Here is a 25,786-nt window from a genome sequence, read left to right on the forward strand (position 1 = left end):
GGCGGCGATGAGCGAGACCCGCGTCTGCGTCGGGGCGATCGCCGGATCCTTCGGGGTCCGCGGCGAGGTGCGGCTGAAGAGTTTTTGCGCCGAGCCCGAAGCCATCGCCAGCTACGGGCCGCTCCTGACCGAGGACGGCGCGCGCCGCTTCGAGGTGACGCTGACCCGCCCTGTCAAGGGCGGGTTTGCCGCGCGGCTTTCGGGCGTCGCCACCAAGGAACAGGCGGACGCCCTGAACGGCGTCCGGCTTTACGCCGACCGCATCGCCCTGCCCCCCCTGTCCGAGGACGAGTTCTACCACGCCGACCTGATCGGGCTGGAGGTGGTCGATACCGGCGGCCAGGTGCTGGGCCGGGTCCGCGCCGTGCACGACTACGGTGCAGGCGATCTGCTGGAGATCCACGGGCCGGGGCTGAAATCCACGGTGCTGCTGCCGTTCACCGAGGCCTGCGTACCGACCGTCGATCTTGCGGCGGGGCGCCTCATTGCGGATCCGCCCGAGGGGCTGTTCCCCTGACACCGAAAAAACAAGACAGAGGTTCGCCATGTCCGTTCCCAACATCTTCTTCGCGATCATCCTGCTGGGCGCCTTCCTCGCCGGGGAATCGCAGCATCCGGCCTGGATCGTCCTGATCATCGCGGCGCTGGCGGCCGTGGCCCGCATCTTTGATCCCGACGCCCGCAAGCTGCGCGCCGCCCAGGGCAAGACGCTGGCCAAGGCGCTGCCGATGCTGGTGCTGAACCAGGTCATCTGGGCGAACCTGGTCTTCCTGATCGGCCTCGGCATCGTCTGGGCCTTCGGTGCGCCGCTGGTCGCGCTGCCACTCTGGCTGCCGCTCGTGGTTTCGGCTGCGGGGCTTGGGGGCATGATCGCGGTCTCGCTCAAGGGCTGAGGCTTTCGCGGGGCACGCAAACCGGCTAGAGACCGCCCATGACGGACACTCCGAAATCCCATGGGCGGCTCTCGATCTCGGCGAGCCTTCAACCCCGTGACCTGATGGTGGATCGCCCGCGCCTCAGGGGCGCGTGGACGGCGCGGATCATCACGCTGTTCCCCGAGGCGTTTCCCGGAATCCTCGGCCTGTCACTGACGGGACGGGCCCTGGACCAGGGGCTTTGGGCGCTGGAAACCATCGACCTGCGCCCCTTTGGCGAAGGAAAACACCGCAATGTTGACGACAGCCCCGCCGGTGGCGGCGCGGGCATGGTGCTGCGCCCCGACGTGATGGGCGCCGCGCTCGACCAGGCCGCGATCGGCACGCCGAACGATCGCGGCCGCTGGCCCGTGGTGTACCTCTCGCCGCGCGGACGGCCGTTCCGGCAAGACATGGCGCATCGCCTTGCCGCCGCCGATGGAATCACGCTGATCTGCGGCCGGTTCGAGGGGCTGGACGAGCGGGTGATCGAGGAATACGGCGTCGAAGAGGTATCCTTGGGCGATTTCGTCCTGACGGGCGGCGAGATCGCCGCGCAGGCCTTGATCGACGCAAGCGTCCGCCTTATACCCCGCGTACTCGGGAATCAGGCATCAACCGAGGAGGAATCCTTTTCCGAGGGCCTGCTTGAACATCCGCAGTACACTCGGCCCGCCGTCTGGAAAGGCCGCGCGGTGCCCGACATTCTCCTGTCGGGCCATCACGCGAAGATCGCCACCTGGCGCCGGGCCATGGCCGAAAGGCTGACAAAGGAACGCCGCCCTGACCTCTGGCGGGCTTACTGCGAACGTCGCGGTAGGGACCCGGACGGAGACGCAGAGCTCTGAGGGCTGCACCACCTTCGCGGAAAGAACCGCGAGCAGAGATGGAGACGTTGCGATGAACCTGATCGCACAACTCGAGGCCGAGCAGATTGCCGCCCTCGACAAGAAGATTCCCGACTTCAAGCCGGGCGATACGATCCGCGTGGGCTACAAGGTGACCGAGGGCACCCGGACCCGCGTGCAGAACTACGAGGGCGTGTGCATCTCGCGCAAGAACGGCAAGGGCATCGCCGGGTCGTTCACCGTCCGCAAGATCTCGTTCGGCGAGGGCGTGGAGCGGGTCTTCCCCCTCTACTCGACCAATATCGATTCGATCGAGGTGGTCCGCCGCGGCCGCGTGCGGCGCGCCAAGCTCTACTACCTCCGCTCGCGCCGGGGCAAATCGGCCCGGATCGCCGAGGACAGCACCTACAAACCCAAGACCGGGGCGTGAGGAGAGGGACCATGAAAAAAGACATCCATCCCGATTACCACGTGATCGACGTCAAGATGACCGACGGCACCGTGGTCCAGATGAAATCGACCTACGGGAAAGAGGGCGACATGCTGTCGCTCGACATCGACCCCTCGGTTCACCCGGCCTGGACGGGCGGCAGCTCGCGCCTGATGGACACCGGCGGCCGCGTGTCGAAGTTCAAGAAGAAATACGAGGGCCTGGGCTTCTGAGCCCCACAGCCCGACCGAAACCAGCGATGCGCCGCCCCAAGGGGCGGCGTTTTCGTTCCGGGGACCACGGTCTGCCCCCAAACGACACAGCGCAACCGGAAATTCCGCCAGACACGCCCCGCCCACCCAGATTCAGTGACGACTTGCCCTCAACTCCTGCTTTGACTACGGCTCGCCACAACATATGGTGTTTGACGACTCTGCCGGACACAGTTTTTCAGGTCGCAAGGGGAAGGTGACGTGGCGCATATCATCGTCGTCGGCAACGAGAAGGGGGGCGCCGGAAAATCCACCGTCTCCATGCATGTCGCGACCGCGCTGGCCCGGCTGGGCCACCGGGTCGGTGCGCTGGACCTCGACCTGCGCCAGCGCAGCTTTGGCCGCTACATGGAAAACCGCCGGGCCTATCTGGACCGGGCGGACATCGACCTGCCGATGCCCGATTACCGGGAACTGCCCGAGATCGCGCCGGACCAGCTGGCCCCCGGCGAGAACATCCACGACCGCCGCATCGCCGAGGCGATCGCCAGCTTGGAACAGGACAAGGACTTCATCCTGATCGACTGTCCGGGCTCGCACACGCGGCTGAGCCAGGTCGCGCACACGCTGGCCGACACGCTGATCACGCCGCTGAACGACAGCTTCATTGATTTCGACCTCCTGGCGCGGCATGATGGGGCGAGCGGCAAGATCCTCGGTCCCTCGGTCTATTCCGAGATGGTCTGGAGCGCCCGGCAGTTGCGCGCCCAGGCGGGCCTAAAGCCGATCGACTGGGTGGTGCTGCGCAACCGGCTTGGCGCCCAGCAAATGCACAACAAGCGCAAGATGGGCGACGCGCTGGTCAACCTGTCGCGCCGGATCGGGTTCCGCGTGGCGCCCGGCTTTTCCGAGCGCGTTATCTTCCGGGAACTGTTTCCGAGCGGCCTGACGCTGCTTGACCTGCGCGACGTCGGGGTGACCGGGATGAACATCTCGAACGTCGCCGCACGGCAGGAATTGCGCGACCTGATGGCGGCGCTGAATCTGCCGGGGGTCAAGGTCGACTTCTAGATCGTCGCGGTGGCGGGCAGCGCAGGGGGCAGCTCCGTCCCCGCCTCGACCGCCGCGCGGGCATGGGCCACGAGGTGATCCTGGAACGCCTCTGCCGCGACGGACAGGTGCTTGCCCGTCGGATAGGCCACCTGCCATTGCCGCATCAGCGGAAACCCGGCAAGGTCCAGCACCTTCAGCACCCCGGTCTGCCCCTCCAGACCCAGCGTGTCGCGTGACAGCATCGCCAGACCCAGCCCGCCGATCACCGCCTGCTTGATCGCCTCGTTGCTGCCCAGTTCCATCCGCATCGGCAGCGTCAGTCCCCGCGCCCGGAAGAACCGCTCGGTGGCAAGCCGCGTGCCCGATCCCCGCTCGCGCAGGATGAAGGGTTCGCGCGCGATCCGCTCCGGCGCGATGTTGCGCTCGCCGACAAGCGGGTGATCATGGCGCGCCACCGCCACGATCGGGTTGTCGGCGATCGCGGTGGCCGCGACGTCCAGCCCGTCGGGCACCGTGCCCAGCACGCACAGGTCATCCTCGTTGGCGGCCAGGCGTTCAAGGATCGTCTGGCGGTTGGTCACGGTCAGCGCGACCTCGATTCCCGGGTTCGCGGTGCAGAACGCGCCCAGCAGACGTGGCATGAAATATTGCGCCGTGGACACGATTGCCAGCGTCAGGCGACCCTGGCGCAGGCCCCGCATGTCGGCCAGCCGCATCTTCATGCGCTCTAGCCCTTCGAGCGTCTCGCGCGCGCCGTCCAGCACGACGCGGCCGGCATCAGTCAGGAACATCCGCTTGCCCACCCGGTCGAGCAGCACCATGCCCAGCCGGTCTTCCAGTTGCTTGACCTGGGCGAAGACCGCGGGCTGCGTCAGGTTCAGCTCTTCGGCAGCGCGGGTATAGCTTTCATGCCGGGCGACGGCCTGGAAGACGCGGAACTGGCGGATCGTGACGGGCACAAATCATAACCTTTCATCTATTCCTGAAATAAAAACTATCCATTTTTGATTAGCAATGCAAACAGCCATAGTCCCCCCGACCCGACTCGGAACGGGCAAAGACGGATCAATCGCGGAGGAGGCACGATGTCTGCCAAGAAATACGATGCCGGTGTCAAGGAATACCGGTCGACCTACTGGGAACCCGAGTACAAGGTGAAGGAAAGCGACATCCTCGCCGTCTTCAAGGTGATCCCGCAGGCGGGTGTGTCGCGGGAAGAGGCGGCCGCGGCCGTCGCCGCCGAAAGCAGCACGGGAACCTGGACAACGGTCTGGACCGACCTGCTGACCGATCTCGACTACTACAAGGGCCGCGCCTACGCGATCGAGGATGTGCCGGGCAGCGACGACGCCTTCTACGCCTTCATCGCCTACCCGATGGACCTGTTCGAGGAAGGCTCGGTCGTCAACGTATTCACCTCGATCGTGGGCAACGTGTTCGGCTTCAAGGCGGTGCGCTCGCTGCGTCTTGAGGATGTGCGCTTCCCGCTGTGGTTCGTGATGACCTGCTTCGGCCCACCGCACGGCATCAACGTCGAACGCGACAAGCTGGACAAGTACGGCCGCCCGCTGCTGGGCTGCACCATCAAGCCGAAACTGGGCCTGTCGGCCAAGAATTACGGCCGCGCCGTCTATGAATGTCTGCGGGGCGGGCTCGACTTCACCAAGGACGACGAGAACGTCAACTCGCAGCCTTTCATGCGCTGGCGCGACCGCTTCGACTTCTGCCAGGAAGCGATCGACAAGGCCGAGGTCGAGACCGGCGAGCGCAAGGGTCACTACATGAACGTGACCGCGCCCACCATGGAAGAGGTCTACAAGCGCGCCGAGTACGCCAAGGAGATCGGCACCCCGATCATCATGTCGGACTACCTGACGCTGGGCTGGGCGGCACACAATTCGCTGTCGAAATGGTGCCGCGACAACGGCCTGCTCCTGCACGTCCACCGCGCCATGCACGCGGTGATGGACCGTAACCCCAACCACGGCATCAACTTCCGGGTGCTGGCGAAACTGCTGCGCCTGCTGGGCGGCGACCACCTTCATTCGGGCACCGTCGTCGGCAAGCTGGAAGGTGATCGCGAGGCGACGCTGGGCTGGATCGACCTGATGCGCGACCGTTTCGTCAAGGAAGACCGCTCGCGCGGCATCTTCTTCGACCAGGACTGGGGCGGGATGCCGGGCGTGTTCCCGGTGGCCTCGGGCGGCATCCACGTCTGGCACATGCCGGCGCTGGTCTCGATCTTCGGCAACGACTCGGTCCTGCAATTCGGCGGCGGCACCCTGGGCCACCCTTGGGGCAACGCGGCCGGCGCCGCGGCGAACCGGGTGGCGCTGGAGGCCTGCGTGCAGGCCCGCAACGAGGGCCGTGAGATCGAGAAGGAAGGCAAGGACATCCTGACCGCCGCCGCGCAGCACAGCCCCGAACTCAAGATCGCCATGGAGACGTGGAAAGAGATCAAGTTCGAGTTCGACACCGTGGACAAGCTGGACACCCAGCACCGCTGATCGCCCAGAGGGAGAGAGAAAATGAGCAACGTTCAGGACTACAATTCGCGGATGTCCGACCCGGCAAGCCGCAAGATGGGCACCTTTTCCTACCTGCCGCCGATGGATGACGCGCAAATTCGCAAGCAGGTGGAATGGATCGTGAAACATGGCTGGAACCCGGCCATCGAGCACACCGAGCCGGAATATGCGATGTCGAACTACTGGTACATGTGGAAGCTGCCGATGTTCGGGGAAACCGATGTCGACGCGATCCTGGCCGAACTGAAGGCCTGCCACGAGGCGAACCCGGACAACCATGTCCGCCTGATCGGGTACAACAACTTTACCCAGAGCCAAGGCGCCAACATGGTGGTCTATCGCGGCACGCCCGTCTGAGCATCTTGGCCTGCCGCGCCTTCGGATGCGGCGGGCCAACCCCGAGGGAGGCGATGATGAAGGACATGATCGAACAATACCGCGTGACGGCCGAGCCCTATTACCGGCCCGTGACCAACGAGGTCGAGATGTTCGAGGCAGCCTATGCCGCGAAGATGCCGGTGATGCTGAAGGGCCCCACCGGCTGCGGCAAGACCCGCTTCGTCGAGCACATGGCCTGGAAGCTGGGCAAGCCGCTGGTGACCGTCGCCTGCAACGAGGACATGACCGCATCCGATATCGTGGGCCGCTTCCTGCTGGATGCCGACGGCACGCGCTGGCAGGACGGGCCGCTGACCTTCGCCGCGCGGCACGGCGCGATCTGCTATCTGGACGAGATCGTCGAGGCCCGCCAGGACACGACCGTCGTGATCCACCCGCTGACCGACAACCGCCGCGTCCTTCCCCTTGAGAAGAAAGGGGAACTGTTGCGCGCGCACGAGGATTTCCACCTCGTGATCTCGTACAACCCAGGCTACCAGAGCTTGATGAAGGACCTGAAACAGTCCACCAAGCAGCGTTTCGGTGCGCTCGATTTCAACTATCCCGAACACGGGGTCGAGGTCGAAATCGTCGCCCATGAATCGGGCATCGACCCCAAGGACGCCGACAAGCTGGTCTCGATCGCGGAACGGGCCCGCAACCTCAAGGGTCATGGGCTGGATGAAGGCATTTCCACGCGCATGCTGATCCATGCCGCCAGCCTGATGGCCCAGGGCATCCCGGCGGTCGCCGCCTGCCAGATGGCTCTGGTCCGCCCCATCACCGACGATCCCGACATGCGCGACGCGCTTGACGCCGCCGTCACCACCTATTTCTGAGCCATGGCCGTGGCGCTTGCAGATCATGCCGACCTGACCGCGGAGCTCGACGACGCCCAGCGCGCGATCCTCGAACAGTGCTGGCCCGACGCGATCCGCGTCTTGTCCGCACGCGGGATCGACAACTGGCTGAAGGGCGCTGTGGCGCTGGCCCATATGGGACGGGGCGACCATATCGTGCGCACCTGGATCGAAGTGGTGCCCACGCTCGCCCGCGACCTGGGCGAGGACATCATCCCCGAACTGGCCCAGACCTGCCTCGGATTTGCCTCGCGCACCTCTGGCGCGGTGATCGAACGCGTTCTTGCCACCGCCCCCACCGCCTCTCGCCGGCTGTCGGACCCCGACCTGTTCCGCGCCTATCTCCAGCTTCTGAACCAGCTCCTGGCCCAGGCCCCGCGCGGCCTGCGCCCCATGCTGGAGCATCTGGAAGAACTGCTGGACGTGCTGACCCTGGGCGGCCTGCGCCGCTGGGCCAACTGGGGTGCGCAGGCGCATCGCACCGATTACGAGGAACTGACCCGCTATTTCAGCCTCGAAAGTGCGGAATCCAAGGCGATCCTGCAAAAGGAACGCAAGGGCACCCTTTTCGTCGACATCCACCGCCGGATCGGGATGTATCTGCGCGCGCTCTGGGGCCGCGATTTCCTGATGCGTCCGACCGCGGGCGATTTCGAAAGCCGCGAGGGCGCGCGGCCCTTCATCGCCGACTATTTCCTGCATCTGCCCGACGCCTTTGACGACTGGAACGGGGTGCCGGGCCTTGACCTCTACCGCGCCGCCGCGGCGCACGCTGCCGCCCACGTGGTCGCCACGACCAAGGCCATTCCAGGCGACGAGTTGAACGCGCTGCAACAGGCCTGCGTCGGGCTGATCGAGGATGCACGCATCGAGGCGCTGGCCATCGCGCGCTTTCCCGGGTTGCGCGACCTCTGGCGCCGGTTCCACATGCCGGGCGACGACGGGTCGATGAGTGCCCAGTTCGACCGTATTGCGCTGGCGCTGCTTGACCCCGCGGCGGCACTTGACGACCCGGTGGCTCTCTGGGCGCGTGATGCCTTCACTGCGGCAAACCTGTCAGATGCCGCCATGTCCCGCGATCTGGGCCTTCAGCTTGCCCACCGGCTGCGCGAGCGCCCTTATTCGGCGTGGCGTGACGGCCAGCGCGCACCCTATCGCGACGACAACCGCTATATCTGGGAGTTCGAGCAGATCGACTGGGAGAAGGGCTTCGCCGCCCCGCCCGAGCAGGTCCGCAAATACGTGTCGCTGATGGAGATGGTGAACGAGGTCGAGGTGGAAACCGCAGGCGAGGACGCACAGGAGATCTGGGTGGCCGAGCACGAACTTTTCGACGACGACGGCATCTCGTTCAACGAGAAGGAGGGCAAGGAACCCGTCGCGCCGCCCGTGCCCTATGACGAGTTCGACTACCAGATTCAGATGTCGCGCCCGGCCTGGGCCACGGTGCTGGAGAAACGCCCCCGGCTGGGCGATCCGGCCGGGATCGACGCGATCCTGACCGACAATCGCAAGCTGATCCAGCGGATGCGGCACCTGCTGGACGCGATGCAGCCGCAGGGCGTGCAACGCATCCGCAAGCTGGAAGACGGCGACGAGATCGACATCAACGCCGCGCTCAATGCCATGATCGACATCCGCATGGGCCGCCAGCCCGATCCGCGGGTGATGATGCGATCCGTCCGCAAGGTGCGCGACATCGCGGTGATGACACTGCTCGACCTGTCGGAATCCACCAATGACCCGGTCGCCGGGCAGGACCAGACGGTGCTGGACCTGACCCGCGCGGCGACCGTGCTGCTGGCCGAGGCGATCCACAAGGTGGGCGACGCCTTCGCGCTGCACGGCTTCTGTTCGGACGGGCGGCACAACGTCTTTTACCAGCGCTACAAGGATTTCGACCAGCCCTGGGGCGAGTTGCCGAAAGCGCGGCTGGCGGGCATGGAGGGGCGGCTGTCCACCCGCATGGGCGCCGCGATCCGGCACGCGGGGGCGCATCTGGGCCGCGTCGCGGCGGCGAAGAAGCTGATGCTGGTCATCACCGATGGCGCGCCCGCCGATATCGACGTGCGCGATCCGCAATACCTGCGCCAGGACGCCCGCACCGCCGTGCAGGAGGTGGCACGGCACGGCGTGATCCCGTTCTGCCTGACGCTGGACCCGCGGGCCGACGCCTATGTCGCCCAGATCTTCGGGCAGCGGAACTATCTGATTCTCGAGAACATTGAACGCCTGCCGGAACGCCTGCCACAGCTTTACGCGGGGCTCACCCGGTAAGGGCCCTTGCGCCGGGCCCCGAACGAAAACGCCCCGGCCGGATGGCCGGGGCGACTGCGCTTCGGATGCGGGGCATGCGCCCCGCGGCGCAGGCCTATTGCGACAGCGTCGCGATATAGGCGTAGACGTCGCGCACTTCCTGCTCGTTGCGGGCGTTGTAGGTCATGCTGCCACGGGCCTTGGGATCGCCGAGATACTTGCGCAGGAACTCGGTCGGGTTCTGCGCGTATTCGACGACCAGGTCCTCGGTCCAGACAAGGCCAGCCTCACCCGCTGCAACCATCGACTTGGAGTAGCGGAAGCCCTCGATCGTCGCGGCCGGACGGCCAGGCATGCCGTACTGGTTCGGACCGACGCGCGCCCCGTTGCCCGCCAGCATCTCGCCCGAAGGGCTGGTGACCACATGGCAGGTCGCGCATTGCCGGAATGCGGCCTCGCCGGCAACCGGATCGCCGGTAAAGGCTGCGGCGGCAACTACCGCGTCCGCAGCCGGGGCCTCTTCCGTCACGGCTTCTTCCGCAACCGCCTCTTCCGCGGGCGCTTCTTCGGCCACGGCTTCCTCGGCCGGAGCCTCTTCCGCAGCCGCCTCTTCCGCAGCCGGGGCTTCTTCCGTCACGGCCTCTTCCGCAACCGCCTCTTCCGCGGGCGCTTCTTCGGCCGCGGCTTCCTCGGCCGGAGCCTCTTCCGCAGCCGGGGCTTCTTCCGTCACGGCTTCTTCCGCAACCGCTTCTTCCGCGGGCGCTTCTTCGGCCGCGGCTTCCTCGGCCGGAGCCTCTTCCGCAGCCGCCTCTTCCGCAGCCGGGGCTTCTTCCGTCACGGCTTCTTCCGCAACCGCTTCTTCCGCGGGCGCTTCTTCGGCCGCGGCTTCCTCGGCCGGAGTCTCTTCCGCAGCCGCCTCTTCCGCAGCCGGGGCTTCTTCCGTCACGGCCTCTTCCGCGGGCACCTCAGAGACGAGCGCAGCGGACTTGCCAGCCAGCGCGGCCGCGCGTTCGGCCAGATCGGCATATTCGGCGGCGAGCGCAGCCGCCTGATCGGCAAGGGTCAACGCGTTTGCCACGTCTTCCGGTGTCTCAACCGCGGGCGCCTCGACGACAGCTTCGTCCCCGGGCGGTTCCGGCTGGGGATTGATCGCAACCGCGTCCTGTTCCGGCGCCGGCGCTTCTTCGGCCACAGCCTCCTCGGCAGCAGCTTCGGCAGGCGCTTCTTCGGCGGGGGCCTCTTCCGCTGCGGCTTCCTCCGCAGACGCTTCCTCGGCGGCGGCTTCCTCGGCGGCGGCCTCTTCGGCAGGCGCCTCTTCGGCAGCAGCTTCGGCGGGGGCCTCTTCGGCCGGGGCCTCTTCGGCGGCAGCTTCTGCCGGTGCGGCGTCTTCCGCCGGAGCCTCGGCAGGCGCCTCTTCGGCGGTCACCTCGGCGGTGGGCGCCTCGTCGACCACCGGGGCCGGTTGGGGCTTCGGCGTGGAACTGTCGTTCACGGCGAGAATTGCCAGACCGATCGCCGGGGCGGCGACGATCAGGCGAATCAGATTCTGCGAATTATTGGCCATTTTCCATCCTTTTCTGTCTACTGCCCAGGTCGGCGCTGGCCTCCCTCGGCAGGACGTCCTCCTGCAGGTTCTCAGGCGGGAGCCCCTGTTTTCTCCCGCGCAAGGCCAAGAAGCACCTGACCACCCGGCAGAACATGACTCCCCCGGGCGGCGCAGTTACCGCCGACCGAGCCGGACAATAGCGCGGCCTATCCCGGATAACAGCCCGTCAAGCCCCCCTGCGACGCTGACACGCGCCCAGCGGTCTTGCCAACCGGGCTTTGCAAAGTGCCCTGAGATACCCGGAATAGAAAGGGAAGCCCTTGTTCTGATGCTGCTGTGCAGCCCGCGAAAGGAGACCTTCGCTGCACATGCGGAATCTTATCGCCGGTCAATGCCTGCACCGCGGGACGAGAGCCGCCATTCGGACTTCTTTCGCGAGATTCAGCTTTCCTGAAAGGGAAATACGGACAGTTATCGTCTTTCCGTGGACTGTGTGCCGAGCAATGAGGACAGCGCCCCTGTGGGCGGTCGAGTCCCGTCGAAGTCGATGCCCTGTTCGATATGCCGCAGGTGCTGGTCCATCTCGCGCAGGGCGCGGGCCTCGTTGCGGGCAGCAATGGCATCGACGATCCGCTCGTGTTCGTCCTCGGCGCACAGCGTCCGCGCCTGTGTGCCGTAGAGCCCGATGATCAGCGAAGAGCGCATCGTCAGGTCCTGCGCATAGCGTTCCAGCACCGCGTTCCGGCCCATCCTGGCCAGCAGGTCGTGAAAGCCACGCGACAGGCGAATCGCCGCGGGCCGGTCGCGATGGCCCTTGGCCTGCACCTCCTGGGCCAGATGGGCGCGCAGTACCGCGATGTCGGCCTCGGTGGCATGGCGCACCACATTGCGGCAGATGGTGGATTCGATCGCGCGGCGAGCCTGGAACACGTCGCGGGCATCCTGCGCCGTTGGCGTCGCCACCGATGCCCCGCGATTGGGCACATGCTCGACCACCTGGTAGGCGGTCAGCGTTGCCAAGGCGCGGCGTACCTGTGTGCGATTGCAGGCGAAATGGTCGCTCAACGCCTGTTCGCCCAGCCGCGTCCCGGCCGGCAGCCGCTGATCGGCGATGGCGTCGAGGATGTGCTCGACGATCTGGGTCTCCTTCGCACGCTCCATGAGATTCTGTCTACGCCACCGCCCGGCACTGCGACAACAGGATTTCGGGCAAGAATGGCGCCCGAAAATTGACACTATAAATTGTTCACAATTTTTGTTACCGTGACTGAACCGGAAAGGAGCGCCCCATGAGACTGGTCGTGATCAACCCGAACTCCACCGCCTCGATGACCGAGAAGATCGTCGCCTCGGCCCGCGCCGTGGCCGGGGCTGGCGTCGAGGTCGAGGGCCGCACGGCCACCGGCGCGCCGCCCTCGATCCAGGGCCACCACGACGAGGTCATGTGCGCCCCCCACCTGTTGCGCGAGGTGCGCGAGGCAGAAGCGGGCAATGCCGACGCCATCGTGGTGGCCTGTTTCGACGACCCCGCCATCGGTGCCTGCCGCGAGATCGCGACCGGCCCGGTGCTGGGCATCTGCGAGGCCGGCGTAAAGGCCGCCAGCATGATCGCCTCCTCATTCTCGGTGGTCACCACCCTTCCGCGTTCGGTGCCGATCATCGAGGAGATGGTGCGCCGCTACGGCCTTGCGCATCAGTGCCGCCGGGTTCGCGCGGCCGCGATCCCGGTCCTCGCGCTGGAGGAGCCGGGCTCGAACGCCCGCAACCTCGTCCGCGACGAGATCCGCCGCGCCGTCGCCGAGGACGGCTGCGAGGCGGTGGTGCTGGGCTGCGCCGGCATGTCCGACCTGGTCGTCTGGCTGACCGAGGAAACCGGCGTGCCCGTGATCGACGGCGTGACGGCGGCCACCAAGTTCGCCGAGGCGCTGGTGGGCGCGGGCCTCAGGACCAGCAAGATCGGCGCCTACGCGCCCCCCACTCCGCACTGACAACCAACAAGAACGGGAGGATCCAATGACACTGACACCAGCGGCCGCGTCCGGCCCAGGAACCCACATCCCCGAGATCATCGACCACAAGGGCCTGGGCGAGGAATCGCTCGCGCCCCAGGAAACCCGGATCATGGGCTCGTGGTCCTACCTCTTCGCCTGGCTGGGTGGCTGCGTGTCGATCGGCACCTTCACCGTCGGCTCGGGCCTCGTGGGGACGCTGAACCTGCTTCAGACCTTCGTCGCCATCGCGATCGGCTGCACGGTGATCGGCGTGGCACTGATGATCAACGGGCAGGCCGGGCACAAATACGGCATCCCCTTCATGGTGCAGACGCGGTCGGCCTTCGGCTTTTCCGGCTCGCGTCTGCCGGCGCTGGTGCGGTCCGTGCCCGCGATCGTCTGGTTCGGATTTCAAAGCTGGATCGGCGCGGGCGCGCTGAACCTCGTGTCGGAAACGCTGTTCGGCTATTCCAACCTCTGGGCGTTCTTCGTCGGCTTCCAGTTCCTGCAGATCCTGCTGTCGGTGCTGGGCTTCCGCGGCATCAAGTGGCTGGAGAACATCGGTTCGGTGTTCATCATCTGCTCGCTGGTCTACATGTTCTTCAGCGTCATCAACAAGTATGGCGACGCCATCGCGACCAACCTCGTCAATGTCGAGGGCACCTGGGGCGCGCCGTTCTGGGGGGCAACGATGCTGTTTCTCGGCATCTATTCGACGATGATGCTGAACGTGTCCGACTACTCGCGCGAACTGCGCCACGGCGTCGGCCCGGTCCGGCAGGTGGCGATCTACGCCAACTCGATCCTGCCGGCGACGCTGTTCATGGGGCTTATCGGGCTGATGGTGTCGGGCGCGACGGGGCAGGTCGACCCGATCAAGGTGTTCTCCAGCGCGGTGGACAACAAGTTCCTGCTGGTCACGACGCTTCTGTTCATCGCCTTCGCGCAGGTCACGACGAACGTGCTGAACAACGTGATCCCGCCAGCCTACGCGCTGATGGACGTGTTCAAGCTGAACTTCAAGACGTCCGCCGTTCTGGTCGGGCTGCTGGCCCTCGCCACGTTCCCCTGGGAACTGGTGAAGGACGAATCCGCCGCCGGGCTGAACCTCTTCATCCAGACCTACAGCGCGTTTCTCGGTCCGATCTTCGCGATCCTGGTAGTCGACTACTACGTGCTGCGCCGCCAGCGGCTGGACCTCGACAAGCTTTACGACGAGACCGGCCCCTATGCCGGGGTGAACCCCGCCGCGCTGATCGCGACGGTGATCGGGGTGGTCTCGGCGCTGACCTTCTCGGGGGTGTCCTGGTATGCGAGCCTCATCCCCGCGGGCCTGTCCTACTATCTACTCATGCGCTGGCTGCCATCCGCACGCCGTTTCGCCGAGGGCTGAAGGCCTTGTTCCGAAATGAGCGACGGGCCCCAGAGCGGGCCCGTCATCTCTTCGAGGATCGACTATCCGCGCGCCTGGATCCGCGACGGTCTAGCGGCATCATCTTCCAGACCGCCTTCTCGGGCATCACGATTTCTGGGCGTCCGTGACAGCGACGTTCCCAAGAATTCGATGTAGGTCGACTCTGGCCGCCGCGTCGCGGGAAGCGGAGCATCGCGCGAGGGTCTGAAAGGGGCCGTCCCAACGAGGCCAATGAAAGAAATCCGCGCTTCTCCGAGGTTCGGGCCAGGCACAGCATTTGTCGAATTGGGCTCGAAGCAGGCTTGCGGCGGCGCGGTGGCGGATACGCTCGATCACGGCTTGCCGGGCAGTCTGTCGGCCACGGGCCAACTTCGGCAAGAAGTCCAAATATGGCGTTCAAGTCAATTGCGGCACAAACCGAGCCCGTGCGGCGCGGGGCTCGAATCCACCATGCGGCGGCACGGCGATAAACCGACTGTCACGCTGTGAAGCCATGAGTATGCCGACCGACGGCCGGCAGCCTAGTCGAGACATACGTGACGAGCGCAGCATCTGCGTCGCTGCAGGCTCGAGACCCGATATGCGAATCCCCTGGAGCGTGTGCCAGATTCCCGCACGTCGCCGAGGCGGGATGCGCTGCCCTCTCGTTTTTTCGGCGAACTGCCGCGTTTCGCGGCGAAGCTTCCCACATGTCGACGGAGTTGACCGTCTTGCAATCAAGGTCGCAAGAACGGGGACCGGCCTTACTGCCTTTCATCAGCGCATCGCACTTGCAAGCGTTGACAGCCGCGCAGGTTCGTTCTCGCCGACGACGGCGTAGTCCACGCCGTCCCGCGTCCAGTAGGCGACCGGCTGCCCCGAGACCGAACGGACTGCATAGGAGTAGAACGGCTCGCCCTCGGGATGCGGCATCATCGACAAGGTGATCTGCCGGCCGGTGTCGGTCTCTTCGTAGGTGAACTGCGCGATCGGGCCATCCTCGCCCTTCACCAGACGCCCGCCGATGACCCGAAGACCGAGTTCTTCGAGGCGGGGGCTTTCGATCTTGCGCTGCATCCGGTCCGACACCCAGTCAAGCGTGGCCTGCATCCGATCGTCGGAGACCTCGAATTCCTCGACACCGCTGTGGTCATAGACATTGTGAAGCACGGTCGCCTGCGTGACGAAACGGGGTTGGCCCTCGGCCGCGGGCGGACCCGCGACGTAAACCGCGTGCCCTCCCCAGCCCGCGACGAAGATCGCGACACTGGCGGCAACCTGCCGGACCGCCGGCCGCATCACCATGCCGCGCAACCGCCCGGCGCGAACGCGCCTTGCCAGCTCGCGACCGAGCAGTTCGGTGCGCAGATCCGACGGCCTGTCCTCGGCGGCGGCCGCGGCTTCGCGGATCAGGTCGCGGTCGCGCGCCCAACCGGCCACCGTTTCCCGCTGCGCGGCATCGCCTGCCAGGCGCGCCTCGATCTCGGCCATGCGGTCGGGCGACAGTTTGCCATCGACGAAGGCGTGCAGGTCGGGGTCGAGCGCGATATCGAACTCGGAATTGGTGTCTGTGTCGGTCTTCATGTCGTCGCCTTTCACGAAATCAGGCTGATCTTCGAGCGATTGACCTCGCCGAGGATCCTGCGCAGTGCCTGCCGGCCGCGTCCGAGCCGCGACATGAACGTGCCCAGCGGCACGTCGAGGCTTCGGGCGGCTTCGGCATAGCTCATGTCCTCCAGCGCCACGAGGACGATCGGCCGGCGCTGCGCCTCTGGCAGCCGGTCGAGCGCGTCCAGCACCTGCTGCAATTCGACATGGCGGTGCTGGCGTTCGGGCGCGATCGGCTCGGGCAGGTCGGGCTCGGCGGCCTTTCGTACCTGCGCCCGGCGCAGCCCGCTGACATGCGTGTTGTGCATGATGCGGAACAGCCAGGGACGCAGGTCGCTCGAAGGGTGAAGGCTGTCCACCTTGGCAATCGCCTTGACGAGTGTCTCTTGCACGAGATCTTCGGCCTCATGATGGTCGCGTGTCAGCACGAGTGCATAGCGGCGAAGGCTGGCAATATGGGTCCGAATCTCCGACTTCGGCGATGCTGGCAGCACATTTCCCTCCTTGGTTTCACAAGACATACGCGCCAGCCCGCGCTTTCATCCCCCGCCGTCGAAAAAAATTCGCACACCGGATTTTTCCGGCCGACGGGATGAAAGCGCCGGCTCGCGCGTCCTTCCCGGTGAACGAATTGCGCCGCGGCACCAGCGCCCTGCGGCCCGTGCCGAACAAGGAGGACCAGATGGAAAACGACCTGATCATCCGCCACCATTCCGGGGAGGATGGCCCGCCGGGATCGCTCTCAGGCTTCGTCTTCGGAAGGAAGCCGAAAACGATCCTGAAGCGTTCCTCGATCATGATCGCCGCGGCGGTCGCGCTCTATTTCGGCGGATTGGGAACCGCCCTGCAGCGCATCGACGCGAACCCGGACTTCTCGCCCACCACCGTCGAGAATGGCAGTCACGCCGTCGACATGGTCGCCTCGCTGATCGAGCGGGAGGTGGACACCTATCGCTGGGCCCCGAACGACCCGGCATTCTACCCGACCGCCTTTCACGACAACATGGGCAACTTCCAGCGCGGCGTGATGCGCGCGGTCAGCCGCTTCACGCTTGAACTCGAGACGCAGATCGGCCGGCTGAACGGCACCTCCGCCATCGACCGCGACCTGGAACAGGCGGCGGGGCTCCTGCAATTCCCGACCGATGTCTGGCTGTTCGACTTCCAGCAATCCATCCTGCCGGTGCAGCCGGCCGATACCCAGTACCGCGCCGCGGCGGACGCGCTGCGCGCCTACAACGCGCGCCTGGCCGCCGGCCAAGCCGCGTTCGAGACACGTCCCGACGCGCTCGTGCTCACGCTGGAACGGATGCTCGGCGAGTTGGGCGCGCGGGCCGCGGTGATCGAGCAGCACACGCAGCAGGATTCGGGCCTCATGGACGGCGTCTCCGACGACATCTTCTATTTCAACAAGGGCCTCAGCTACGCCACCTACCTGCTGGTGCGCGAACTCGGCCGCGATTTCGATCGCGTGATCTCGACCATGGGGATCGAGGCGGTCTGGGCGCAGACGCTCGACAGCCTGCGCCAGGCGGCGACGCAGCGGCCGCTGGTGGTCCTGAATTCCTCGGGCGAGAGCAGCATCTTCGCCAACCACCTTCACCTTCAGGGGTTCTTCATGAAACGGGCGCTGCTGCAGCTCGACGAGGTGGTGCGCGTCCTGCGCAATACGCGCTAGCCCGCCCGCCTTCGAATTGCCGCTATCCGCCCCGCGCCACGGCCGGGGCGGATTCTCTCGTGCGCGTCATGCCGTCTGGCGAGGGATGTGATTGGGGGCGCCCCGGGAATCGGACAAGCCCACGGGCAGTTCAAGCTTCCTCGCATGTCACATGGAAAAGAAAAATGCGCGCCTCGGAAACGAGGGCGCATTTCATTTCGATCTTCGGGAGGGGCCGGGCGAGAGGCCCGGCCGCCTGGTATTTCCGGTTGCCCGCCTACTCGGCCGCCACGCCGTGCGCCATCTCGCGCCGTTCCTTCCGGGCCTCGCTGGGCTCGACGATTTCCAGCGCCTCGCGGAAGATCGCGCCGTTGCGGGTATTGGCCTCCATCATGCCCTCCACCGCCAGGACGAGGGTCTCGCGGTTCAGGCCGATCCGGTCGAGCTGCCGGTCGGACAACCGGGACAGGGCCGCCGTGATGCTGACGGTGTCACGCGCCTCCAGCCACTCGTTATAGGCATCCTGGTCGCGGTAATGCAGGGCGGCCATGGATTCGATGATGTTGCCGCGCCAGAAGCCGCGCAGCTTGGCCAGCCGGTCCTGCACCGGCGCTTCGGTGGATTCGGAAGTCGTTTCGGTGTGCGTCATGGCATCCTCCTTGGTTTGATATCCGAAAGACGCCCATGGCGGCGTTTTAATCCCTCGCTTGGAAGATTTCGCAGCGAAGGCGCGATGCGGCCGGGAGTCCCGACCCCGCCACGCCGTTTTCGACGCTTGAGGGGGGATTAAACCCGGGCCTTGCGCGTTCTTCGGAGGATCGCGGCGACACGAGGTCGGCGCAGAAATCAGGGAACCCCGCGCAGACGGCACGAAGCAGGCAAAGCCCGCCACCGCCGCAGCGTTCCGGGGACGCCCCCGCCGATGGAGAGGACGACATGCGCGAGCCAGACCGGTTGCGCCGGGCCGAGGATATGCCGGCCGCCATTCGCGACGCGCGCGGCGCGGTCTCGCCGCCGCCGGTTCTGTGCCTTGCGGCTCCTTCGGCCGTGCCCGGCCCCGATCGGGTTTCGACCCCGCAAGGCGTGCGCGGCTGGCGCGGGCTTTTCCTGACGGCCGGCACGCTTGCGCTGGTCTGGGGCGGGCTGACCGGCTGGGACCCTGCCAGTTGGGTGTTCGGTGTGCCCGCGGTCGCCGCGGCGACCGCCCTGGCCTTCAGCTTTCCGGTGGCGCCGGCCTGGCGCCTGTCCGCCGTGGGCGCGCTTCACTTCGCGGGCTGGTTCGCAGTCGCCTCGGTGCGCGGATCGGTCGACGTGGCCGGTCGCGCGCTCGCCTGGCGGATCGCGCTCGCGCCCGGTTTCCGCAGCTACGAGACCGACCTGCCGCCGGGCGCGCCGCGCCTCGTTTTCGTCAACGCGATCACGCTCTTGCCCGGCACGTTGTCGGCCGAGATCGACGGCAATCGCATCGACGTGCACATGCTCGACATCCGCAGCGATCTGAACGCGGAACTCGCGCCGCTCGAGGCGCGGGTGCGCGCCCTGTTCGCGCTGCCCGAGGCCCCCGCCACCCGTTCCCCACAACCGGAGACCGCACGATGAGCCCTGTTCTTGCCGTCATCCTGACCGTTCTTCTGGCCAGCCTGCTCGGCGGCCTCTGGCGCGTGATCCGCGGCCCGTCCGACTCCGACCGGATGCTGTCGGCGCAGCTTCTGGGCACCGCCGCGGTGGCGATGACGGTGGTCCTTGCGCGGCTGCAGGACATGCCCGCGCTGCTCGACGTGGCGCTGGTGCTGGCGCTCCTCGCGGCCGTGACGCTGGTCGCCTATGTCGCGCTTTCGGAGAGTAGGGGTCGGTGATGCTCGAGATCGCCGGTATGGCTTGCATGGCCCTCGGCGCGCTGTTCTTCGTCGCCGGCACCATCGGGCTTCTGCGCTTTCCCGACGTGTTCTGCAGGCTGCACGCGCTGACCAAGGCCGACGGAATGGGCCTTGCCCTGGTCTGCCTCGGCGCGGCCATCGGTGCGCCGGACGGGGGCGAGGCGCTGCGCATCCTCCTGATCTGGATCTTCGTGGCGCTCGCCAGTGCGACCGGCGGGCACCTTGTCGCCCGCCATGCCCGCCGGGCCGGAAAGCTGGTGCGCGAGGTGCGGCCATGACCGTTCTGCTGGCCTTCGACCTGCTGCTGGCCGCGTCGATTGTCGGGCTTGCCGCCGCGACGCTGCTGATGCGCGACGCCTTTGCGATGATCGTCGCCTTCATCGTCTTCGGGATGCTCATGGCGCTGGGCTGGGCGCGGCTGGTGGCGCCCGACGTGGCGCTGGCCGAGGTCGCGATCGGGGCTGGCCTGAGCGGTGCGCTGCTGCTGCGGACGCTTGCCCATCTGCGCGGCGGAAGCCTGTCTGCGCAAGGCGGCGCATCCGTTTCCGCGCCCGCCAATGGTGCCACTCAGGGCGTCAACGCCCTGCTGGCGGGGCTTGCCACCTGTGCTCTGGGGCTGGCCTATCTCGGCGCGCCGCAGAACGTCCCGGGGCTCGAGGCCCATGTGGCCGATGCGATGCCCGAAAGCGGCGTCACGCATCCGGTGACCGCCGTGCTGCTGAACTTCCGCGCCTATGACACGCTGATGGAGGTCGTCGTCCTTCTCGCCGCGGTGATCGTGGTTTGGCAGGTCGAGCGCGGTCTCGCCGAGACGCCCGCACCGGCGCTGGGTACGGTCTACCAGGGCTTTGCCCGCGTCGCCCTGCCGGTTGCGGTGATCGCCGGAGGCTACCTGCTGTGGATCGGGGCCGAGGCGCCCGGCGGGGCGTTCCAGGCCGGCGCCGTGCTGGGCGCGGTCGCCGTGCTGGGCCTCCTGTCGCGCCACGTCCGGCCCGCACCCGCTCACCGCCCGCTGGCGCGCGGCGCCTTCGTCGTCGGAACAGCGGTCTTCGCCCTTGTCGCGCTGGGCGTCGCGGGCGCGGGGCGGGTGGCGTTCGAATACCCGCCGGCGCAGGCCAAGACGCTGATCCTGCTGATCGAGGCCATGGTGACGATCTCGATCGCCGCGACCCTTGCCGCGCTGTTTCACGGCCGCGCGCCGGTGGCCGTGTCCCGGGAGGAGACCGACAGATGACCGAAGCCACGATCTACGGCCTTGCGGGGCTTGCCGTGTTCGGCCTCGGGCTGATGGGCGTGTTGGGGGCGGCCGACCGGCTGCGCCGGCTGGTCGCGCTGAACCTCTGCGCGGGGGGCGCGGCGATGGTGCTGGTCGCCTCCAGCTGGCGCCCGCCGCCCGCCGCCCCCGACCCGGTGCCGCATGCCCTGGTGATCACCGGCATCGTCGTGATGGTCAGCGCGACCGCCGTGGCGCTGGCCCTGATCCGCCGCCTGTACAGCCTGGAGACCGACACCGATGCCTGAGTTCGCCCCCGATCCGATGACGCTTGCGATCCTTCTGCCGCTTTTCGGTGCGATCGCGGCCTTTCTGGCCCCTCGCGCCGCGCCCCTGATCGGGCTGGGGGCGGTGGGGGCCATGGCGGCGGCGATCGCCGCTGTCGGCCACGCGGTGGCGCAAGCGGGCACCGTCACCGTTCCGCTTGGCGGCTGGGGCGCGCCGCTGGGGATCGAGCTGCGCGCCGATGGCCTGGCGCTTGCCATGCTGGGCCTGACCGCGCTGATCGCGCTGGCCGTGGGCCTTGGCGCGCTCTCTGCCTTCGCGGGCGAGGCGCCGGCGGACGGGCAGCCGATGCCGCGCCAGCGGGCCTTCTTCTGGCCGCTCTGCCTGCTCCTGCTGACGGGGATGAACGGCGTCTATCTCAGCGCCGATCTCTTCAACCTCTATGTCATGCTCGAGGTGATCTCGCTCGCCGCCGTGGGGCTTGCGGTGCTGGGCGGCACGGTGGCGGCGCTGCGGGCGGGGCTGGCCTACATGTACGCGAGCCTTCTGGGCGCGCTGATGGTGCTGCTGGGCGTGGGTTTCGTCTATCTCCAGACCGGGCGGCTGGATTTCGCGGGGCTGGCGGGGGCGCAGGGCTCGCCCGCGCTGTCGGCGGCCTTCGCGTTGATGCTGGTGGGCCTTGCGCTCAAGGCGGCGCTGTTCCCGCTGCATTTCTGGCTGCCCGAGGCGCATGCCAATGCCACCGCGCCCGCCAGCGCGCTGTTGTCGGCGCTCGTGGTCAAGGCCGGGCTCTACATCCTGCTGCGGCTGGCCGAGGCGGGGCCGTTTCCCGGCGAGGCGATCCTGACGCTGCTGGGCGTGCTCGGCACCGGCGCGGTGCTCTGGGGCGGGGTGCAGGCGCTCAGGGCCGAGCGGCTGAAGCTGCTGGTCGCCTGGTCCACGGTGGCGCAGATCGGGCTGATCTTCGTCGCGCTGGCCCGCGCCGGCACCGAGGGGCTGTCGGACAGCTGGCGCGCGGCGGCGCTGCTGATCCTTGCGCACGCCGTCGCCAAGGCGGGGATGTTCCTCGCCGCGGGCCGGATCAAGGACGTGATCGGCCATGACCGCATCAGCGAGCTCGACCGAAGCGCGGTGCGCCCGGCCCTTGCGCAACTGGCCTTCGCGCTGGCCGCGATCAGCCTGATCGGGTTGCCGCCCTCGCTCGGCTTCATCGGCAAGTGGTCGCTGATGGAGGGCGCGATGGGTGCCGGCAACTGGCACTGGATCGCGGTGACGATGGCGGGGACGCTCTTGAGCGTGGCCTATTTCAGCCGCGCGCTGACCGGTTTCCTGCGCTTCGACCGGGTGCGTGCGCCGCTCGACGAGCATCGCGGCTGGGCGCTGGCCGACGCGCCGCCCGTGGTGCTGGCGGGCCTGGCCGTGGGCCTCGGCCTTGCCGCCGGGCCGATCCTCGCCGTTCTCGACCTCGGACGCCCGTTCGGAGTGACCCCATGATCGACATGCCGCTTCTGCCGCTGATCATCCTCCTGACCTCGCTGGGCGCGGCGCCGGTGCTGCTGGCCCTGCCCGAACGCAGCGCGCGGCTCCGTACCGGGCTGAACCTCGCCGTCGCTGCCGTGAAAGTGGCGCTGGTGATCTGGCTCGCCTGGAAGGCGGCGCATGGCGTCGTCTACGACCTGCGCCTGAGCGTGCTGCCCGGGCTCGACCTGCACCTGCAGGCGGACCCGCTGGCGCTGATGTTCGTGGCGCTTTCGGCGGTGCTGTGGCTGGTCACCACCATCTATTCGGTGGGCTATCTCGAACGCGGGCCGCACCGGGCGCGGTTCTTCGGCTTCTTCAGCCTCTGCGTCGCCGCGACCGTCGGCATCGCGATGGCGGGCAACCTGTTCACGTTCCTGGTGTTCTACGAGCTGCTGACGCTGGCAACCTATCCGCTGGTGATCCACCGCGGCACCGCGGCGGCCCTGCGCGCGGGCCGGATCTACCTGATCTACACGCTGGCCGGCGGGCTTGCCCTGCTGCTCGGCACGCTGGCGCTCTGGGGTCTGGCGGGCACCACCGATTTCGTCCCCGGCGGCGTGATGGCCGAGGTCGCCGCCGAGCGGCCCGGGGCGGCGCAGGCGCTGTTCGTGCTGCTGATCGCGGCGCTCGGGGTCAAGGCGGCGCTGGTGCCGGTCCACGGCTGGCTGCCGATCGCGATGGTGGCCCCCGCGCCAGTCTCGGCGCTGCTCCACGCCGTCGCTGTGGTCAAGGCCGGCGCCTTCGGCATCGTCCGCGTCGTCTACGAGGTGTTCGGCATCGACCTCGCCCAGGGCCTGGGCGTCACCGGGCCGCTAATCGCGGTGGCGGCGGTGACGATCATCTACGGCTCGCTCCGCGCGATGGCGCAGGACGACATCAAGGCGCGCCTGGCCTATTCGACCGTCAGCCAGGTCAGCTACATCACGCTGGGCGTCGCGCTGGCCAGCCCCGTGGCCGCGATCGGGGCGCTTGCGCACCTGATCCACCAGGGCGTGATGAAGATCACCATGTTCATGGCGGCGGGCAACCTCGCCGAGGGGTTGGGCGTCAAGAAGGTCAGCCAGATGGACGGGGTCGGCCGCGCGATGCCGGGCACGATGGCGGCCTTCACGCTGGCCGCGCTGGCGATGATCGGGCTGCCGCCCTTCGCGGGCTTCATCTCGAAATGGTATCTCGCGCAGGGCGGCATCGCGGCCGGGCAGGACTGGGTGATCGCGCTGCTACTGGGCTCCAGCCTGCTGAACGCGGCCTATTTCCTGCCGCTCCTGCACCGCGCCTGGTTCCGGGACGCGACGCCCGAGGCGGCCAATGCCCCGGCCCGGCGCAAGATCAGCCTCTGGCTGGCCGCGCCGCCGATGATCACCGCGGGCTTCGTACTGGTCATCGGCGTGTTGGCCAACGCGCCCTTCAGCCCGCTGGAATGGACCCGCTTCATCGTCACCCGCGAATTCAACGGAGGTCTGTGATGCCCGGCCTTGCCCTGCTTGCCGCCATCGGCACACCGCTCGGCCTTGCACTGTTGCTGGCGCTGCCCGCCGCGCGCGGGCTGGTGTGGCGGGCGCTTCCCTTCGCGCCGTTGCCCGCGCTCGCGCTGGCGCTGTTCGGGACGGTGCCGTTCACCGTCTCGAACGACTGGCTGATCCTCGGCAGCGTCCTTGGCCTCGATGCGACGGCGCGGTTGTTCCTGATCCCCGCGGCGCTGGTCTGGACGGCGGCGGCCGCGGCCGCGCGGGTCTGGATGGCCGGCGATCGGCGCGCCACCGGGTTCGGCCTGTGTTTTCTTTTCGCGATGACCGGAAACCTGGGCCTGTTCCTCGCCGATGACGCGCCCACGTTCTATGTTTTCTTCGCCTTGATGAGCTTTTCCTCCTACGGGCTCGTACTGCACGCGCGCAGCGAGGAGGCGCTGGGAGCGGCGCGGCTTTACATCACGTTCGTTCTGGCCGGCGAGCTGGCGCTTTTCGCGGGCCTCGGCCTGGCCGTGGGCGAAACCGGCTCGCTGATGCTGGCCGATATCGCCGACACCGCGCTCTCCGTGCCGACCGTCGCGCTGCTTCTGGCGGGTTTCGGCGTCAAGCTGGGCGTGATGCCGCTGCATTTCTGGCTGCCGCCCGCCCATGGTGCGGCGCCGGTGCCGGCCTCGGCGGTCCTGTCGGGTGCAATGATCAAGGCGGGGCTCTTCGGGATCGTCGCAACCGTGCCCCTGGGAGAGGCGGCCTATGCCGATCTAGGGGTCGTGGTGACGGCGGTGGGCATGGTGACGATCTTTGCCGCGCTGTTGATGGGCGCGCGCGAAACCGCGCCCAAGACGGTACTGGGCTTTTCGAGCGTCAGCCAGATGGGCATCGTGGCGCTCGGGATCGGCGCGGCGCTGATGGCGCCAGGGGCGTGGGGTGCCGTGCTGCCGGTGCTGGTCTTCCTCGCCGCCCATCATGCGCTCGCCAAGGCGGGGCTCTTCCTCGGCACGGGCGTCTTCGCGGTTCAGCACCGCCCGGCGGCGCGGATTGCGGTGACCGTGGCGCTGGTGCTGCCCGCGCTCATCCTGGCCGGGATGCCCCTCCTGTCCGGCGCGCTCGGCAAGGAGGCGTTGAAGACGGCGCTCGGCGCCGGGCCCGCGGTCTGGCTGCCTTGGATGACGCTCGCGCTCATGCTCTCGGGCGTCGCGACGACACTTCTGATGGCGCGGTTCCTCGTCCAGCTCTGGCGCAAGCGGCCCGCTGCACCGGCGGGTGTCGAGAGCGACGCGTTGGTCATACCCTTTGTTCTGCTGGCGCTGGCTGCCGCGGCGCTTCCGGCGATCTGGCCCACCGTCGCGGGCAGCGCCGCCCAACCGATCGCCGAGGCCGCACCGGGCACGCCCTGGCCACTCGTCGCCGGGGCCCTCATTGCCACCGCGGCCGCCGTCGCATCCCATACGAGCCGCGTCGGGTGGAGCGCGGTCCTGTCCACGCTGACGGCCCCGGCCGAACGCGCGGCGGCGCGGGTGGGTGATGCCCTGGCGCGCCGCCGACGCGCGCTTGCGCGAAAGGCGCGCGCGCTGCCGCCGGCGCTGGACGGCTGGATCGCCGCGCACCGGCTTGGCCAGACCGGAATCGCGGCGCTCCTCGTCACCGTCCTCGTCATCGGAGGAGCGCAGCATGTCGCCCCCACCGACCCCATCGCGCCGCCTGCCGCTGAGCAGAACGGCCCCTGAGTCATATGCCGCAGACCCGCAAG

27 protein-coding genes are annotated in these 25,786 nt (G+C 67.6%); 21 read left to right on the top strand and 6 right to left on the bottom strand.

Translation table 11 applies throughout. The features are described from left to right. Positions 1-7: 7 nt before the first annotated feature. The 6 genes from rimM to EV655_RS02065 all read left to right on the top strand — a co-directional run bounded on the left by rimM (position 8) and on the right by EV655_RS02065 (position 3,475). Positions 8-517, top strand: coding sequence for a ribosome maturation factor RimM (gene rimM / locus EV655_RS02040; RefSeq protein ID WP_132540988.1), 510 nt, complete (start codon positions 8-10; stop codon positions 515-517). A gap of 28 nt (positions 518-545) precedes the next feature. Continuing rightward, positions 546-893, top strand: coding sequence for a hypothetical protein (locus EV655_RS02045; RefSeq protein ID WP_132540991.1), 348 nt, complete (start codon positions 546-548; stop codon positions 891-893). Positions 894-931: 38 nt separating this feature from the next. Beyond that, positions 932-1,762, top strand: a complete 831-nt coding sequence (trmD, locus tag EV655_RS02050; RefSeq protein ID WP_132540994.1) for a tRNA (guanosine(37)-N1)-methyltransferase TrmD — start codon at positions 932-934, stop codon at positions 1,760-1,762. A gap of 52 nt (positions 1,763-1,814) precedes the next feature. Then, complete coding sequence (rplS, locus tag EV655_RS02055; RefSeq protein WP_132540997.1) at positions 1,815-2,192, top strand: 50S ribosomal protein L19; 378 nt, start codon at positions 1,815-1,817, stop codon at positions 2,190-2,192. Between the two features lie 11 nt (positions 2,193-2,203). Next, positions 2,204-2,425, top strand: a complete 222-nt coding sequence (gene rpmE, locus EV655_RS02060) for a 50S ribosomal protein L31 (protein ID WP_132541001.1) — start codon at positions 2,204-2,206, stop codon at positions 2,423-2,425. Between the two features lie 240 nt (positions 2,426-2,665). Then, complete coding sequence (locus tag EV655_RS02065; RefSeq protein WP_132541004.1) at positions 2,666-3,475, top strand: division plane positioning ATPase MipZ; 810 nt, start codon at positions 2,666-2,668, stop codon at positions 3,473-3,475. Here the strand turns inward: EV655_RS02065 and EV655_RS02070 are convergent. Continuing rightward, positions 3,472-4,416, bottom strand: coding sequence for a LysR family transcriptional regulator (locus EV655_RS02070; RefSeq protein WP_132541007.1), 945 nt, complete (start codon positions 4,414-4,416; stop codon positions 3,472-3,474). The two genes, EV655_RS02065 and EV655_RS02070, sit on opposite strands and share 4 nt — an antisense overlap. A gap of 126 nt (positions 4,417-4,542) precedes the next feature. Here EV655_RS02070 and EV655_RS02075 point away from each other — a divergent pair, with 126 nt between their 5' ends. Genes EV655_RS02075 through EV655_RS02090 form a run of 4 tightly spaced genes read left to right on the top strand, consistent with a single transcriptional unit; the run spans position 4,543 to position 9,500 of the window. Then, positions 4,543-5,964 carry a form I ribulose bisphosphate carboxylase large subunit gene (locus EV655_RS02075; RefSeq protein WP_132541010.1) on the top strand — a complete coding sequence of 474 codons (1,422 nt, stop codon included), beginning with the start codon at positions 4,543-4,545 and terminating at the stop codon, positions 5,962-5,964. A 21-nt stretch (positions 5,965-5,985) separates the two neighbouring features. Beyond that, positions 5,986-6,342, top strand: coding sequence for a ribulose bisphosphate carboxylase small subunit (locus EV655_RS02080; protein ID WP_132541013.1), 357 nt, complete (start codon positions 5,986-5,988; stop codon positions 6,340-6,342). Positions 6,343-6,398: 56 nt separating this feature from the next. Beyond that, entirely contained in the window at positions 6,399-7,202 is an 804-nt protein-coding gene (locus EV655_RS02085; RefSeq protein WP_132541016.1) for a CbbQ/NirQ/NorQ/GpvN family protein, read from the top strand. A gap of 3 nt (positions 7,203-7,205) precedes the next feature. Beyond that, a complete protein-coding gene (locus EV655_RS02090; protein ID WP_132541019.1) occupies positions 7,206-9,500 on the top strand; it encodes a nitric oxide reductase activation protein NorD in 2,295 nt (764 codons plus the stop codon). 94 nt (positions 9,501-9,594) lie between these two features. Here the strand turns inward: EV655_RS02090 and EV655_RS18835 are convergent, their stop codons facing one another. Beyond that, on the bottom strand, positions 9,595-11,043 hold the full coding sequence (locus tag EV655_RS18835; protein WP_243644956.1) for a c-type cytochrome: 1,449 nt from the start codon (positions 11,041-11,043) through the stop codon (positions 9,595-9,597). Between the two features lie 453 nt (positions 11,044-11,496). Next, positions 11,497-12,186 carry a GntR family transcriptional regulator gene (locus tag EV655_RS02105; RefSeq protein ID WP_132541025.1) on the bottom strand — a complete coding sequence of 230 codons (690 nt, stop codon included), beginning with the start codon at positions 12,184-12,186 and terminating at the stop codon, positions 11,497-11,499. A 128-nt stretch (positions 12,187-12,314) separates the two neighbouring features. Between EV655_RS02105 and EV655_RS02110 the strand changes: the two genes are divergently transcribed. Both EV655_RS02110 and EV655_RS02115 read left to right on the top strand, forming a co-directional pair. Next, complete coding sequence (locus EV655_RS02110) at positions 12,315-13,013, top strand: aspartate/glutamate racemase family protein (protein WP_132541028.1); 699 nt, start codon at positions 12,315-12,317, stop codon at positions 13,011-13,013. A 25-nt stretch (positions 13,014-13,038) separates the two neighbouring features. After that, a complete protein-coding gene (locus tag EV655_RS02115; protein ID WP_243644957.1) occupies positions 13,039-14,409 on the top strand; it encodes an NCS1 family transporter in 1,371 nt (456 codons plus the stop codon). Between the two features lie 777 nt (positions 14,410-15,186). Here the strand turns inward: EV655_RS02115 and EV655_RS02120 are convergent. Both EV655_RS02120 and EV655_RS02125 read right to left on the bottom strand, forming a co-directional pair. Further along, positions 15,187-15,993 (bottom strand): anti-sigma factor family protein, encoded by an 807-nt coding sequence (locus tag EV655_RS02120; protein ID WP_132541031.1) that lies wholly within the window; start codon positions 15,991-15,993, stop codon positions 15,187-15,189. Positions 15,994-16,004: 11 nt separating this feature from the next. After that, the gene (locus EV655_RS02125; RefSeq protein ID WP_207901919.1) at positions 16,005-16,511 is read right to left on the bottom strand and encodes a sigma-70 family RNA polymerase sigma factor; all 507 of its coding nucleotides are present in this window, start codon (positions 16,509-16,511) and stop codon (positions 16,005-16,007) included. 98 nt (positions 16,512-16,609) lie between these two features. Here EV655_RS02125 and EV655_RS02130 point away from each other — a divergent pair, with 98 nt between their 5' ends. Beyond that, on the top strand, positions 16,610-17,695 hold the full coding sequence (locus tag EV655_RS02130; RefSeq protein WP_165905238.1) for a DUF2333 family protein: 1,086 nt from the start codon (positions 16,610-16,612) through the stop codon (positions 17,693-17,695). A 256-nt stretch (positions 17,696-17,951) separates the two neighbouring features. Here EV655_RS02130 and EV655_RS02135 read toward each other — a convergent pair whose 3' ends face one another. Continuing rightward, entirely contained in the window at positions 17,952-18,323 is a 372-nt protein-coding gene (locus tag EV655_RS02135) for a DUF1127 domain-containing protein (RefSeq protein WP_132541040.1), read from the bottom strand. Between the two features lie 287 nt (positions 18,324-18,610). On the opposite strand from EV655_RS02135, the gene EV655_RS02140 reads away from it, so the two are divergent. The 8 genes from EV655_RS02140 to EV655_RS02175 are packed head-to-tail and all read left to right on the top strand — an operon-like array spanning position 18,611 to position 25,763. Then, a complete protein-coding gene (locus tag EV655_RS02140; RefSeq protein ID WP_132541043.1) occupies positions 18,611-19,273 on the top strand; it encodes a Na+/H+ antiporter subunit E in 663 nt (220 codons plus the stop codon). Beyond that, positions 19,270-19,530: an MrpF/PhaF family protein gene (locus EV655_RS02145; protein WP_132541046.1), complete on the top strand. Its 261-nt coding sequence runs from the start codon at positions 19,270-19,272 to the stop codon at positions 19,528-19,530. The genes EV655_RS02140 and EV655_RS02145 overlap by 4 nt, the downstream gene beginning before the upstream one ends. Then, positions 19,530-19,829, top strand: a complete 300-nt coding sequence (gene mnhG, locus EV655_RS02150; protein ID WP_132541049.1) for a monovalent cation/H(+) antiporter subunit G — start codon at positions 19,530-19,532, stop codon at positions 19,827-19,829. Before EV655_RS02145 ends, mnhG begins: the two co-directional genes overlap by 1 nt. Continuing rightward, positions 19,826-20,785 carry a hydrogen gas-evolving membrane-bound hydrogenase subunit E gene (mbhE, locus tag EV655_RS02155; protein ID WP_132541052.1) on the top strand — a complete coding sequence of 320 codons (960 nt, stop codon included), beginning with the start codon at positions 19,826-19,828 and terminating at the stop codon, positions 20,783-20,785. Before mnhG ends, mbhE begins: the two co-directional genes overlap by 4 nt. Beyond that, positions 20,782-21,072: an NADH-quinone oxidoreductase subunit K gene (locus EV655_RS02160; protein ID WP_132541055.1), complete on the top strand. Its 291-nt coding sequence runs from the start codon at positions 20,782-20,784 to the stop codon at positions 21,070-21,072. Before mbhE ends, EV655_RS02160 begins: the two co-directional genes overlap by 4 nt. Beyond that, positions 21,065-22,543, top strand: coding sequence for a complex I subunit 5 family protein (locus tag EV655_RS02165; RefSeq protein ID WP_132541058.1), 1,479 nt, complete (start codon positions 21,065-21,067; stop codon positions 22,541-22,543). The genes EV655_RS02160 and EV655_RS02165 overlap by 8 nt, the downstream gene beginning before the upstream one ends. Beyond that, the gene (locus tag EV655_RS02170) at positions 22,540-24,036 is read left to right on the top strand and encodes a complex I subunit 5 family protein (RefSeq protein WP_243644958.1); all 1,497 of its coding nucleotides are present in this window, start codon (positions 22,540-22,542) and stop codon (positions 24,034-24,036) included. Before EV655_RS02165 ends, EV655_RS02170 begins: the two co-directional genes overlap by 4 nt. Continuing rightward, positions 24,036-25,763 carry a complex I subunit 5 family protein gene (locus EV655_RS02175; protein ID WP_165905239.1) on the top strand — a complete coding sequence of 576 codons (1,728 nt, stop codon included), beginning with the start codon at positions 24,036-24,038 and terminating at the stop codon, positions 25,761-25,763. Before EV655_RS02170 ends, EV655_RS02175 begins: the two co-directional genes overlap by 1 nt. The last annotated feature ends 23 nt before the right edge of the window (positions 25,764-25,786 follow it).

This window comes from Rhodovulum euryhalinum (genome assembly GCF_004342445.1).
Taxonomy (GTDB): Bacteria; Pseudomonadota; Alphaproteobacteria; order Rhodobacterales; family Rhodobacteraceae; genus Rhodovulum; species Rhodovulum euryhalinum.

Coding starts and splice junctions, on each gene's coding strand:
- rimM (WP_132540988.1), top strand. CDS start 8: ATGAGCGAGACCCGCGTCTGCGTCGGGGCGATCGCCGGATCCTTCGGG.
- EV655_RS02045 (WP_132540991.1), top strand. CDS start 546: ATGTCCGTTCCCAACATCTTCTTCGCGATCATCCTGCTGGGCGCCTTC.
- trmD (WP_132540994.1), top strand. CDS start 932: ATGACGGACACTCCGAAATCCCATGGGCGGCTCTCGATCTCGGCGAGC.
- rplS (WP_132540997.1), top strand. CDS start 1,815: ATGAACCTGATCGCACAACTCGAGGCCGAGCAGATTGCCGCCCTCGAC.
- rpmE (WP_132541001.1), top strand. CDS start 2,204: ATGAAAAAAGACATCCATCCCGATTACCACGTGATCGACGTCAAGATG.
- EV655_RS02075 (WP_132541010.1), top strand. CDS start 4,543: ATGTCTGCCAAGAAATACGATGCCGGTGTCAAGGAATACCGGTCGACC.
- EV655_RS02080 (WP_132541013.1), top strand. CDS start 5,986: ATGAGCAACGTTCAGGACTACAATTCGCGGATGTCCGACCCGGCAAGC.
- EV655_RS02085 (WP_132541016.1), top strand. CDS start 6,399: ATGAAGGACATGATCGAACAATACCGCGTGACGGCCGAGCCCTATTAC.
- EV655_RS02090 (WP_132541019.1), top strand. CDS start 7,206: ATGGCCGTGGCGCTTGCAGATCATGCCGACCTGACCGCGGAGCTCGAC.
- EV655_RS18835 (WP_243644956.1), bottom strand. CDS start 11,043: ATGGCCAATAATTCGCAGAATCTGATTCGCCTGATCGTCGCCGCCCCG.
- EV655_RS02105 (WP_132541025.1), bottom strand. CDS start 12,186: ATGGAGCGTGCGAAGGAGACCCAGATCGTCGAGCACATCCTCGACGCC.
- EV655_RS02110 (WP_132541028.1), top strand. CDS start 12,315: ATGAGACTGGTCGTGATCAACCCGAACTCCACCGCCTCGATGACCGAG.
- EV655_RS02115 (WP_243644957.1), top strand. CDS start 13,039: ATGACACTGACACCAGCGGCCGCGTCCGGCCCAGGAACCCACATCCCC.
- EV655_RS02120 (WP_132541031.1), bottom strand. CDS start 15,993: ATGAAGACCGACACAGACACCAATTCCGAGTTCGATATCGCGCTCGAC.
- EV655_RS02130 (WP_165905238.1), top strand. CDS start 16,610: ATGAAAGCGCCGGCTCGCGCGTCCTTCCCGGTGAACGAATTGCGCCGC.
- EV655_RS02135 (WP_132541040.1), bottom strand. CDS start 18,323: ATGACGCACACCGAAACGACTTCCGAATCCACCGAAGCGCCGGTGCAG.
- EV655_RS02140 (WP_132541043.1), top strand. CDS start 18,611: ATGCGCGAGCCAGACCGGTTGCGCCGGGCCGAGGATATGCCGGCCGCC.
- EV655_RS02145 (WP_132541046.1), top strand. CDS start 19,270: ATGAGCCCTGTTCTTGCCGTCATCCTGACCGTTCTTCTGGCCAGCCTG.
- mnhG (WP_132541049.1), top strand. CDS start 19,530: ATGCTCGAGATCGCCGGTATGGCTTGCATGGCCCTCGGCGCGCTGTTC.
- mbhE (WP_132541052.1), top strand. CDS start 19,826: ATGACCGTTCTGCTGGCCTTCGACCTGCTGCTGGCCGCGTCGATTGTC.
- EV655_RS02160 (WP_132541055.1), top strand. CDS start 20,782: ATGACCGAAGCCACGATCTACGGCCTTGCGGGGCTTGCCGTGTTCGGC.
- EV655_RS02165 (WP_132541058.1), top strand. CDS start 21,065: ATGCCTGAGTTCGCCCCCGATCCGATGACGCTTGCGATCCTTCTGCCG.
- EV655_RS02170 (WP_243644958.1), top strand. CDS start 22,540: ATGATCGACATGCCGCTTCTGCCGCTGATCATCCTCCTGACCTCGCTG.
- EV655_RS02175 (WP_165905239.1), top strand. CDS start 24,036: ATGCCCGGCCTTGCCCTGCTTGCCGCCATCGGCACACCGCTCGGCCTT.